The sequence below is a fragment of the Flavobacteriales bacterium genome (assembly GCA_013001705.1).
Taxonomy (GTDB): domain Bacteria; phylum Bacteroidota; class Bacteroidia; order Flavobacteriales_D; family JABDKJ01; genus JABDLZ01.
Window position 1 is genome coordinate 1 of record JABDLZ010000138.1, and the last position, 12,092, is coordinate 12,092.

The 12,092-nt window shown below is 48.7% G+C and carries 9 protein-coding genes; 6 read left to right on the top strand and 3 right to left on the bottom strand.

Annotated features, from left to right (window positions below; genetic code table 11):
* The 3 genes from HKN79_05675 to HKN79_05685 all read left to right on the top strand — a co-directional run.
* Window positions 1-2,418 (top strand): VCBS repeat-containing protein (locus tag HKN79_05675; protein NNC83047.1); only part of this gene is annotated, 2,418 nt, incomplete at its 5' end.
* A gap of 58 nt (window positions 2,419-2,476) precedes the next feature.
* Complete coding sequence (locus tag HKN79_05680; protein NNC83048.1) at window positions 2,477-3,016, top strand: hypothetical protein; 540 nt, start codon at window positions 2,477-2,479, stop codon at window positions 3,014-3,016.
* Complete coding sequence (locus HKN79_05685) at window positions 3,017-3,400, top strand: DUF1987 domain-containing protein (GenBank protein ID NNC83049.1); 384 nt, start codon at window positions 3,017-3,019, stop codon at window positions 3,398-3,400. It abuts the gene before it with no gap.
* 29 nt (window positions 3,401-3,429) lie between these two features.
* On the opposite strand, the gene HKN79_05690 is transcribed toward HKN79_05685, so the two are convergent.
* Genes HKN79_05690 through HKN79_05700 form a run of 3 tightly spaced genes read right to left on the bottom strand, consistent with a single transcriptional unit; the run spans window position 3,430 to window position 7,845 of the window.
* A complete protein-coding gene (locus tag HKN79_05690; GenBank protein NNC83050.1) occupies window positions 3,430-6,492 on the bottom strand; it encodes an ATP-binding cassette domain-containing protein in 3,063 nt (1,020 codons plus the stop codon).
* A gap of 34 nt (window positions 6,493-6,526) precedes the next feature.
* The gene (locus HKN79_05695) at window positions 6,527-6,949 is read right to left on the bottom strand and encodes a hypothetical protein (GenBank protein NNC83051.1); all 423 of its coding nucleotides are present in this window, start codon (window positions 6,947-6,949) and stop codon (window positions 6,527-6,529) included.
* Complete coding sequence (locus HKN79_05700) at window positions 6,946-7,845, bottom strand: hypothetical protein (protein NNC83052.1); 900 nt, start codon at window positions 7,843-7,845, stop codon at window positions 6,946-6,948. Before HKN79_05700 ends, HKN79_05695 begins: the two co-directional genes overlap by 4 nt.
* 140 nt (window positions 7,846-7,985) lie before the next feature.
* Here HKN79_05700 and priA point away from each other — a divergent pair, with 140 nt between their 5' ends.
* From priA to HKN79_05715, 3 genes are all read left to right on the top strand, one after another.
* Complete coding sequence (gene priA / locus HKN79_05705) at window positions 7,986-10,511, top strand: primosomal protein N' (protein ID NNC83053.1); 2,526 nt, start codon at window positions 7,986-7,988, stop codon at window positions 10,509-10,511.
* A gap of 133 nt (window positions 10,512-10,644) precedes the next feature.
* Complete coding sequence (locus tag HKN79_05710; protein NNC83054.1) at window positions 10,645-11,583, top strand: UbiA family prenyltransferase; 939 nt, start codon at window positions 10,645-10,647, stop codon at window positions 11,581-11,583.
* A 3-nt stretch (window positions 11,584-11,586) separates the two neighbouring features.
* Window positions 11,587-12,092 (top strand): septum formation inhibitor Maf (locus HKN79_05715; GenBank protein NNC83055.1); only part of this gene is annotated, 506 nt, incomplete at its 3' end.

Genomic DNA, 12,092 nt, shown 5'->3' on the forward strand with positions numbered 1-12,092 from the left:
ATCCCATACTACAGCATGGGCATAGATGCAGCCGACATCAACAACGATGGACTATTGGACCTGGAGGTCGTGGAGATGATGCCAGAGAACTATAAGCGCAAACTCCTCAACCTTTCTGACCTGTCTGAAAAGAACTACTACGTATTCCAAGACGTGGGATTCCACCACCAATACACGCGCAACGGATTATTCCTCAATACCGGGATGGACCATTTCGCTGATATCGCGTTGATGACCGGGATGGAGGCCACAGACTGGAGTTGGTCCACGCTCATTGCGGATTTCGCTAACGATGGTCATCAGGATGTATTCGTGTCCAATGGCTATCTGCGCGACATGCAGGATAAGGACTACATCAAACGCTCCAAGGTGATACAGGATCAAGGCAGGCGCATGACCCGTGAAGAGTTCAACACCATATGTAAATCCACCAAACTACGTAACTACCTCTATAAGAATCACGGTGACCTACAGTTTGAGAATGTGGCCAAGTCCATAGGGCTGGAACACCGTTCATTCAGCAGCGGAGCGTCCTATGCAGATCTTGACAATGATGGCGATCTTGAACTGGTCATCAACAATGTCAATCTCCAACTCGAACCTGACCCCGTCTTCCTTTATGAGAATTTGAGCAGCAATGGAAATAATTTCCTACGGCTTGAATTCAATGGACCCAAAGACAATCCCGGGGCTGAAGGAGTAAGAATAAGAGCACAGGTAGGAGAAGAGACCATGGTCCGAGAATTGAGAAGGACACGAGGTTTCGAGTCAGCCGTTCCGGATTATCTGCACATCGGGCTGGGTGAATCTGCTTTAGTCGATGATCTCGTTATCATATGGCCTGATGGGGCCATGGAAGTCAAGCAGAATATTCCCGGAGGATCGGTGCTGAACATTCGATATGAAGATGCTGTGGAGGAATATACCCCTCCAGAACCACGTCCAATTTTTCAAGCGACTCAGCCCCAAGGACTCGATTTCAAACATGAGGACAAGGTGCTCAACGAGTTCGATTTCGAGAAACAACTCCCTTTCCGATTGGGAATGCAAGGCCCCGGTGTTTGCACCGGAGATGTGAACGGAGATGGACTGACCGATATATTCATGACCGGCTCACATGATCAGTCATGTGCGCTCTACCTTCAAGGCGCTTCCGGATTCGAGCTTAAGGACGGCCCTTGGTCTGCATTCAGTTCAGAGGAGTCCGTAGTGGCCGCATTCGAGGATGTGGATGGAGATGGCGATCTCGATCTGTTCATCGGTGCGGGCGGTGTAGAACGTGGTGTCACCCATCAGGCCTATCTGGACAGGCTCCTATTCAATGATGGAAAGGGGAATTTCGAGTGGCGAGAAGATGTACTTCCTAGGATGATGAGCAGCACTTCTTGTGTCACATTTGCTGATGTAGACGCTGATGGAGATAGCGATGCATTCATCGGGATACGTTCCATTCCAGGATCGTATGGCAAGGCACCCATATCGTTCTTACTGGAGAACAAGGGAGGTACATTCACCTCTATCGGAGAATCGGTCACTGGATTCGATAAGCTGGGTATGGTCACAGATGCCACGTGGGGTGATCTGGATGGAGATGGGGATGAAGACCTCCTGGTGGTGTGTGAATGGCAGACTCCTCACATCTTCATCAATGAGAATGGAAAGATTGGCCTGAACACTGAAATAGTACCCGATATCCAAGGTTTCTGGCGCTCAGTGCACTGTGAGGACCTAGATGGTGATGGTCAGATGGAAATACTTCTGGGAAATCTCGGGACCAATTCCAAATACCGAGTATCGAGTGACCATCCCTTGCGTATGTATCTCGGAGACCTCGATAGCAATGGCAAGAGCGACATCATGCTGGCCTATAAACAAGGCAAGCACTATCATCCCGACCGCACTTTTACTTACCTGAAGGATCAGTTCCCCATGCTCAATCAGAAGTTCACCTTCTATGAAGATGTTGCTGGAAAGAGTCTGGAGCAGATATTCGGTCCCTCACTGGCTCAGGCGAGCATCTATGAGATCAATGAGATGAAGAGTATGATCCTGCGCTGGGATGGTCAGCGTTTCACCTCGAGTGCTTTACCTGACTTGGCCCAGATCAGTAGTGTAAATGATATCGTCATATATGATGTGGATGCTGATGGGGATAAGGACATCATACTGGCGGGAAATGAGCTGTATACTCCCATACAAACCGGTTCTTATGACGCAGGAATAGGAACGGTTCTCATACAGAATGGAGATGGAGAATTCGAGGTACTAGGATTCCAAGAGGCCGGACTGCGCCTCCAAGGGTGGGTCAAAGGGCTGGATATCATTGACTTAGGGGGCGTGTCTACCCTGTGTGCTTGGAGAAACAAGGACACTCCCCTCTTCTACCACCTAAGCCCTGAGCAATTAACAAGTCCGTGAAGATATCTTGATAAGTCGCTGCAAACCGTGCAGAGCGTAGGATTACATTTGTTCGTATATGGGCAATATAGACGTATATGAGATCTATGACCGTATGGAGAAGGAGAACATCATGCTCTCATTCAAAGGTCATCTCAACCAAGACATGTTGCACTCCATCTTATCTGTGATAGAAAAGAAACTGGAGGACTTCAAGACCGACAACCGCACCAGGAAAAGGGTCTATCATGTCTTAGTGGAGTGTTTACAGAATCTCTACCACCATAGTAAGCAAGACCCTGCCAAAGAGGAGTCAATCATTGTGATGGTGGTCAAGAATGCCAACGGGTATTCAGTGATCACTGGAAACTATATCTCATCACAGGACGTTGACAGACTCCGATCACGTATCAGGGAGATCAATGCCATGGATGCGGGAGAACTGAAAAACCTATATAGAAAAGTACTCAACAATGACACCTATTCCGACAAAGGAGGTGGTGGATTGGGGATAATCGACATTGCCCGTAAATCAGAAGATAAATTGGACTATGGCATAGTGGCCGTGGATGAGTTCAATTCATTTTTTAGTCTAAACGTAAAAATCGCTGACCAATAGATGGAAGATATCAATATAGAAGGATCACCTAAGACTCCAGAAGTCCAATTCTCATCGACTGATGGAAAGTTCTTATTGAGTGGTAGGAGTATACCTGAGAATTCTGTGGAATTCTACAGCAGTATCCTCAATTGGTTGGATCAATACGCTGAAAGCCCACAGAGCGACACCGTTCTGGATGTGAAATTGGAGTATTTCAATACGAGCTCTTCCAAGTGCATTCTGGATGTTTTCAAGAAATTGGAGAACATCAAGAAGAGCGGGAACAATGTCACCGTCAACTGGTTCTACGAAGCAGATGATGAGGATATGTTAGAAGCCGGTGAGGACTACGATGCCATCATCGATATCCCATTCCAAATGAAAGAGGTGGAGGGGTTCTGACCCACTCCACTTTCCTTACTCTTCGATTCCTACTTCTTTCTGTACCTCAGGCTGAAATACCATCGCCTGAGGACAATGAAGATGTCTGTGTACAGGGTGAATGTGAGAAACAGGGTCATCATCCAGATAACGATCACATTGGCCCAGAAGGTATCTGTGACCCTCCCAGCGAGATATTTCTCAGGGCTGTAGAATGGAGATTCCAATAATCCTCCACGTTCTGGTAATGCATAGACCACATCCTTCTTCTGGATGAGTTCTCCCTGGGACTCCATGATGGACTTCAAGCCGTTCTTGTTGGTAGCGAACTTCTCCAAGCTCTCATTGCTGTAGACGTTGAAGAGGGTCTGGAAATCGGGGTCTTGTTTTTGAAAGGCCTCTATCTTCTGCTCTTTCTTCAACTCGGCCGTATTGAATACCGATCGATAGTGCTTGGTCAGGATCTCCAGATAAGCATCTGTCTCATCCAAGATACTCTCGTTGATATCCATCACATTGAGCCGGTCCAGATATGGGAATTCAAGCCCTTGTATCAAATCTGTTTCTTCAGAGAGCTCATTGTGCAAGAGCGCAAGGTCATGTTGCACGTATATCTGCTTCTCTTCGTCATCCAGATTCCGTCTGACGGCAGATACTTTATTGGTGAGTTCATTGATCCATGAGTCTTTCTTCCAGTTAGAATAGTATCTCAACTGATCCAGTGGATAGAATTCCTGTGCATAAGCATTGTGCTTGAACTGGGCAACCGCCAAGCCTTCATAGGCCCATCTACTGGCCATGATGTTCCCGATCAGCGGCACGCCTTTCTGAGAGGCAAAGGTGGGGTGCAGCTTATCGAATGACACGATCACTCCACTGAAAAGGAGTTGAGGGATGATCATCACTGGGATGAGTATATAGATGACCTTGGCCGAATTGAAGTTTGCCGAGATATTGAGCCCGAGGATATTGGCAAACGCACAGGTGCTGAACAGTGCCACCCAATAGTACAGCGCCATGCCCTTGATCTCCAGAATAAAGGCTCCGACGATCACATACAGGATCATCTGTATAGCAGCCAGACCGAACATGACCGCGATCTTGGAGCTGATATAGCTTCCTCTACTCAGATCGAGGAAGGACTCCCTCTTCCGTATCCTCCTATCCCGGATGATCTCTTCACTACTCACCGTCAATCCGATGAAAAGGGCTACGATCACGGAGATGAAGATGAACTGAGGAATATTCTCATTGAGCCGGAATACGTATTTGTACTCCTCCAATCCATTCGTCTCCAGGATGTGGAATTTCAGGAAGAATGCAAGCAATGCTGCTAGGGCCGGGGCCTCAAGCAGGTTGATGAGCATATACTGTCTATTGGTGAGTTTGGCCAATACATCCCGTGTGATGAATACCTTGAACTGGTTGAATAATCCTGGGATACGGAAAGAGGATTCCGGCAACTCCCCTGCCGCTCTGAATGATGATCGACCCGTTTCATTCTCTTGGTTGTAATACTCATACCATTCCTCAGGAGTCACCTTCCGGGTATTGGTCTGGTTTCCGTATTCATCGACCACTCGCGCCTCTAGGATATTGAAGACCAGTTCGGGATTGACATTTCCGCAGGCGAAACAATCTCCTTCATCACTATTGGCAAAAGAGGCTTTCTTCTTGAAATAGATGATACTATCTACCGGATTTCCGTAGAATGCTGAATAACCCCCATAATCCAAGAAGAAGATACGGTCGAACATCTTGAAAAGATCCGATGAAGGTTGGTGGATGACCACAAAGACCAATTTCCCTTTGAGGGTGAGCTCTTTGAGCAGATCCATGATATTCTCCGAATCTCTCGATGACAGCCCTGAAGTAGGCTCATCCACAAAGAGCACTGTGGGTTCTCTGATCAACTCGAGAGCAATGTTCAAGCGCTTCCGCTGACCACCAGAGATGGTCTTTTCCAATGGATTACCCACCTTGAGGTCTTTCCGGTCAAGTAATCCCAGATCCAGTAAGGTGCTTTCCACTTTCTCTACCAGTTCTTCCTCGGTCATTCCGGCAAAGCACAATCTGGCCGTGTAGTAGAGGTTCTGAAAGACGGTGAGTTCTTCGATCAATAGATCATCCTGTGCGACATAACCTATCTGCCCTTTGACTTGCTCCTTGTCGTTGTGGATGTCATATCCGTTCAAAGTGACATTCCCTGTACTCGGTCGGTATCGTCCGTTCAGGACGTTGAGCAGGGTGGATTTACCCGAGCCGCTACCTCCCATGATACCGATCATACGACCTGACTCCTCTTCTAAGTCCAGCGGATGGATTCCGATATTCCCATTGGGGAAGGTGTAGCTGATAGAATCGGCAGCAAAAACGACCTTGCGCTGATTGAGCTCATCCAGAAACACACTGGTGATGTCACTGTAGTAGATGGGCTTGATCTTGCTACTCCGGATGGTGGACCCCGGGCTGAGGATGTGACACCTACCGGATTGGATGACCTGACCGTTCAGATAGAGACTGTCCGGCCCGAAGTATCTCATGATATACTCATTGATCGAGCGGATACCTAGGATAGAGACATGGCCTTCCAGACCTTCACTCTGGATATGCTTGGTATGTGGATTCCCTTCGCCCAGATCAGAAGAGATGATGCACAGGTCAGGATTCTGCATCTCCAGTGACGATTCGGTCGATACAAATTCACGGATGGACTTGTACTCCTCTTGGGAGAGATTGAATGTGTCAGCGACCGTATTGACGAAGTCTATCTCCTGCTCATCCGGGACGCGGTTGAAATAGATGAACTCGAGCAACCAGATGACAACGACCGTCTTTTGACGTTGCGTCAGTTCCTCATTGATCTGCGAACAGATCTTGAGTACTTTGACCGAATTGACCGAAGTCCGCTTTCGCTTTGAAGATCCTTTGTGGTGCTCTCCGTGATACTGGTCATACAAGGCCAGATACTCCTCGACCAGGCTCTTGCTCAAGAGATTGAACAAGAATTGTTCTACGATGTCACGGGAGTCCCCTGTTGTATTCTCTTCACCATCGCCTACCGCCACAATGGCAAATAGTCGCATCAATGCTTTGAGAATCCTTTCGCTCATGCTCGGTGTTCAGAAGTGTCATTTCTAATGAATCTCAACGGGAGAACCCAATGAGAATCACTGCACAACCAGAGTCTGTCTTCTCTGTATTGAGCTGGGCTTCAACGATATATTCCCCGGTGTGCTCGGTAGCAAAATTCCAGAAGGAGATCATGTCGTACTCTTCATTGCTATACAGCACATTGCGTTTTGTGTCCAGCAGACGGAAGATGATATTCTCCGGCTCGAATCCACTGTATGCAGCTATCCGATAATCGGTCCCTTCAAAGAAGGTGGTCCGAAATTCAGCAGTCTCCTCATCGATGAGAAAGGCTCTATAGGACTGCCCATCTGAGATGTAATCTGAGGGAATATGGGTTGCACACAATTGAGCGATCGAATCACACTGACTTTGGCCGATCGATGGGATCAACATGATGAATAGTATCAGTCCCAGTATTCGTTCAATGTTCATCATTTGGTTCCGGTTATTTGGTTCCTGATCGCTTCGGTAGAAGCAATGATCGCATTCAATGTCTCGGTGTCCATCTGGTGGAGCACCTCTCCTTTGAGCACGGTCTTCTGTTCAGCTAGATTGACCTCGGGTTGCTTGAAGATGTAGGATGATTCCACCTCAGCATATGCCTTGCTGAGATCATCGATATCGGATTGTAGGTCCTGCATGAACGTGTTTTCCGAGTATTTACTCATCATTCTCACCAGCCTTTCAAAACCGGATTTCTGCTCAGCGACCCGTTTCATGATCGTTTCGCTACCGGCCTCAGCCTCTTTGCAGGTCAGGTGCAGACTTTCTATCCACCCACCGAAGAGTACCATAGCGGCCACATCGTTCCGTTCGTTGCCTTTCAGATAGGCATCTGCTGCTTCGTATATATCCGATACCAGTACTACCATGGAGTCCGGCATACCTACATTGTCGGAAAAGCGTTCGATCAACCTCTCACTGAAGGCGCCTGAGATGCCGATGTCATCAGCGATCTTGCGTGCGGCATTCATGTAGGATAGCGCCTTATCGTTCTCTTCATACATGGAGACATAGCCGAGTTCAGCGCCAAAGACCCCCAGAGCCACTGCCTTCTGAGCACCGGTCTGATAGGAATCCAGATTACTGGGTGAGATCAACAATTCTTCTCGGAATCCGGTCCCATTCTCTTTCAAGAAAATGGCGGATTGCATCGGGGATGGGATGCTGAAGAGCTCACCGTCCAATTTAATGACATCGGAATCGGCATGTTTCTCTGCATCGAAGGTGGTCAGATCATCTGAGCTTTCACCTTCTGTACCGCCTCCACCACAAGAAAACAGGAGAGCAGAAAAGATGATCAGCACATATGCAGTCGATTGTCTTGCCATGCGTTTATTTTTGGATGAATTTAAGGGCGGGCTCAGTAGCAGTGATTCTACACCTCCATAGTTATCAACTGTACTTTTCAACGCATCGGCTCTAAAGCAGGTTTCACTTAGACCGAGTTATTCAATACATGAATATTCCCATGGGGAGTCAGGAACATGGAATCGACACAATGGATCGACCGATAGAGGAGCGATCGACCTACTTCGCTGAAGTGGTGGTGCCCCTGCATGTACCTGGTAGTTATACCTATCGAGTACCTAGGAAATTCGAGGATCGTATCAGACCGGGAATGCGAGCATTGGTCCAATTCGGAAGAAAGAAGGTCTATGCGGGATTGGTGATCTCCACCCATCACAAGGCCCCTACTGACTACCAGGCCAAATACGTACTGGATCTACTAGATGCCGAGGCGATAGTCACTTCCCATCAGCTGGACCTGTTCCAATGGATGGCCTCCTACTACATGTGCTATCCCGGTGATGTGATCAATGCATCGCTGCCGGCTGGATTCAGGTTGAGCAGCGAGACCATGATAAGCAAGTATGATGACCCGGGTGATCTTGAGCTTGATACCCCAGGCCATTTGGTCATGTCCACATTGGATCACCGTACAGAGTTGAGTATGGACGACCTCACCGAAATGCTCGGAGGGCATACTGCTGCCTATCAGACCATCAGCAGATTGATTGCCAAGAAGGCTGTCTCCTTACATGAGGTGGTGAAGGAAAAATACAAGCCCAAGTATGAGACCTACCTCCTACTAAATCCAGCCTATGAATCGGAAAGTGCCATGCAATCACTGTTCGATCAACTGGAGAAACGGGCCAAAGCACAAACGGCCATTCTCATGCGATTCATCGAGCTGAGCCGATATGGCTCCGGAAATGAGATCCCGGTGCTGAAAAAGGAATTGTTGGAGAAGAGCGGAGTATCACCCGGAGTACTGAAAAGCCTGACTGAAAAAGAGATACTGCATGAGGTAAAGGAGGAGGTAGGGCGCATCAAGGACCATCGCTTAGAAAGCCCCATCGATCTTCAATTGAACGAAGAACAGAGCAGTGCGCTAAGCGAGATACAAAGTGGTATGGCCAAGGGCCTTCCTGTACTGCTGCATGGAGTGACCTCTTCTGGAAAGACCGAGGTGTATATCGAATTGATCAAGACCCATCTGCAAAGGGATGAACAAGTGCTCTATCTGGTACCAGAGATCGCATTGACCACTCAACTCATCCAGCGCTTGCAATCCCATTTCGGGGAGAAGGTCGCGGTCTATCATAGCCATCACAGTCAGGCAGAACGCATGGAGATCTGGCAGAATCTCAATTCACCCGGTATTCATGATCACCGCATCATTCTCGGGGCACGCTCGTCCATATTCCTGCCTTTCCAAAAACTGGGCTTGATCATAGTCGATGAAGAACACGACAGTAGCTTCAAGCAGTATGATCCAGCTCCCAGATACCAAGCGCGTGACACTGCATTGATGTTAGGTCGATTCACGAGTGCCCAGGTCCTTCTCGGTTCTGCTACGCCATCCGTGGAGAGCATCCATATGTGCAATGAAGGCCGCATGAAGAAAGTAGAGATGAAGAAGCGATTCGGTGGCATCAGTATGCCTGAGATCCTAGTGGCCGATCTCGGGAGAGAACGCAGGCGTAGGACCATGACCTCCCATTTCTCTTCTCTACTCATGGAATCTCTTCACAAGGCACTGAATGATGGAAAGCAGGTCATCCTCTTTCAGAACCGCAGAGGATACAATCCGCTCTGGCAATGTGAAGACTGTGCATGGACTCCCGAATGTAGGAGATGTGATGTGAGCATGACCTATCACAAGGCGGCCCATCTACTGAAATGCCATTACTGCGGGAGCAGTGGAGAACCGCCCTTGCATTGCCCCTCCTGTGGAAGCAAGGAGCTGAAGATGTTGGGATTCGGGACGGAGAAGATCGAGGCCGAGATGGCCACTCTCCTACCTGATGCTCGTATCCAACGCATGGACTTGGACACCACCAGAGGCAAGCATGCCTACACCCGTATCTTGAGTGACTTCGATCAGCGCAAGATCGATGTGCTCATAGGCACTCAGATGGTCACCAAAGGTTTGGACTTTGCCAATGTGGCCGTAGTAGGCATCCTCAATGCCGATCTACTCATCAATCGCAGCGATTTCAGAGCCTTTGAGCGCGCGTACCAACTGATGACCCAGGTAGCGGGTCGGGCCGGGAGAGATGCAAAAGGTGAGCGTGGGAAAGTCATCATACAGACCGCCCAACCTGAACATTGGGTGGTGCGCAATGTGGTGGACCATAGCTATGAGAGACTTATCGAGCAAGAATTGCTGGAACGTAGGAATTTCAAGTATCCCCCTTTTGTGCGCATGATCACGCTCAAGGTCAGTCACAAGAAGCAGGAGCTGGTGGACCATGGTGCCAATGAGCTCGCCCGCAGGCTGCGCGCCTTCCTCGGTGAGCGGGTACTCGGACCCCAATTCCCCTATATCTCCCGTATCAAGGACCGCTACCGGATGGAGATGATCGTCAAGATTGAACGCGAAGCGAGTATCAGTCAGGTCAAATTGCAGATTCAGGACGTTGTGAACCGATTCGGGACTGAGAAGGATTTCAAATCCTTGAGGGTCACTATTGATGTGGACCCGCAGTGAGAAGGGCAATGGCAATATCAATTGCAATGGGGATATCTAGGCTATCTGCTCCTTTATTCATGTCCTCCTCCTCAGAGGGAGGTGTCCCGAGCATTCGGGGCAGAGGGGGAGTTCATTTCAATCACATACTGCCATGAGTAAATGGCACGCACTCTGGAAGACGGTGCGACCGATGAATCTCCTCATCATGGCCCTGACCATGTGGGGAGTATATGGCGCTATTATCGCACAACTCGATGGCTTGGAGAGTCATCATGTACTCTTTGCCCTGCTTACCTTATCCATAGTATTGCTTGGAGCGGGTGGCAATATCATCAATGACATAGAGGATGTACATGTCGATGCTATCAACACGCCCGGGAAGAACCAGATAGGGCAGGTAATTTCCAAGAACTGGGCTATGAGCTGGTACTTCATTCTCACTTTGTCCGGTCTGCTGGCTGGACTGATTGTTGCCACCCTTCGATCAGACATCTTCATATTCTGCGTCATCCTGTTCATTGCCTTATCGCTTTGGTTCTATTCCAGGTGGATGCAGAAGCAGGTCTTGATCGGAAATTTCGTGGTGGCCGTCCTATGTGCATTGCTCCCGATCATCGCATACCTCTTTCTCGACCCTTATCTCACTGATCATATCAAATCATATCCACTCAATGGAATCGCTACTTACTTCGATTCCATTTTATCCTTGAACATCATGAGGTTCTATGCATTTATCGCATTCTCAGCCACCCTGGCGAGAGAGATCGCGAAAGACATAGAGGATGTCAAAGGAGACGTCCGTGGAGGATACTCTTCGCTAGCCGCACGCTCGGGCATAGGGATGGCCCGTACAGCGGTCATCCTGCTATTGCTTCTCACCGCTGTCGTCCTCTTCTTGTTACATCCCTTTGATCCGTTCCCCGATGTGTGGACATGGGCCCTATTGATCATCATTTTCATTCCGATCTTGATTTCTCTTGTTCTTACCTTTCAATTGAAATCGTCAGCTGCAGCTGCTCGACTCTCTAGATGGCTCAAGATTACCATGGCCATCGGAGTCGCCAGCACCGCATTCTTTTGGTTTCTTTGAGCTATGCTGAAAGACCGACTTTCCCACAAGCGTATCATACTCGGCTCAGGCTCTCCACGTAGGCATCAGCTGCTCAAAGGATTAGACCTGGATTTCGAGATACAGACCCGGGATACTGATGAGAGCTGGCCCTCACACCTCTCAGAAGGCGGCATACCGGAGCACATTGCTTTGATGAAGTCCATTGCTTTCGGAGACTTGGATGAAGACACCATCCTCATTACAGCAGATACGATCGTTTGGATGGAAGGACAGACCATCAATAAGCCTCAGGATGAAGCAGATGCCCTGCGCATGGTCAAGAACCTGAGTGCCAAGACGCACTATGTCTATACAGGAGTATGCATACGGACTGCAGGGAGCAACACCGTGTTCCATGATGAAACCGCGGTGGAATTCCGTGAACTCTCCGATGAAATGGTCGCGTACTACGTTGAGAATTACAGCCCCTATGACAAAGCAGGTGGATACGGTGCACAGGATTGGATCGGCTATGTGGGTATAGAATC

Bases quoted from the DNA above. Each gene is read 5' to 3' on its own strand.
- HKN79_05700 (NNC83052.1), bottom strand. From the start codon at position 7,845: ATGGCAAGACAATCGACTGCATATGTGCTGATCATCTTTTCTGCTCTC.
- HKN79_05685 (NNC83049.1), top strand. From the start codon at position 3,017: ATGGAAGATATCAATATAGAAGGATCACCTAAGACTCCAGAAGTCCAA.
- HKN79_05690 (NNC83050.1), bottom strand. From the start codon at position 6,492: ATGAGCGAAAGGATTCTCAAAGCATTGATGCGACTATTTGCCATTGTG.
- HKN79_05695 (NNC83051.1), bottom strand. From the start codon at position 6,949: ATGATGAACATTGAACGAATACTGGGACTGATACTATTCATCATGTTG.
- priA (NNC83053.1), top strand. From the start codon at position 7,986: ATGGGGAGTCAGGAACATGGAATCGACACAATGGATCGACCGATAGAG.
- HKN79_05710 (NNC83054.1), top strand. From the start codon at position 10,645: ATGAGTAAATGGCACGCACTCTGGAAGACGGTGCGACCGATGAATCTC.
- HKN79_05680 (NNC83048.1), top strand. From the start codon at position 2,477: ATGGGCAATATAGACGTATATGAGATCTATGACCGTATGGAGAAGGAG.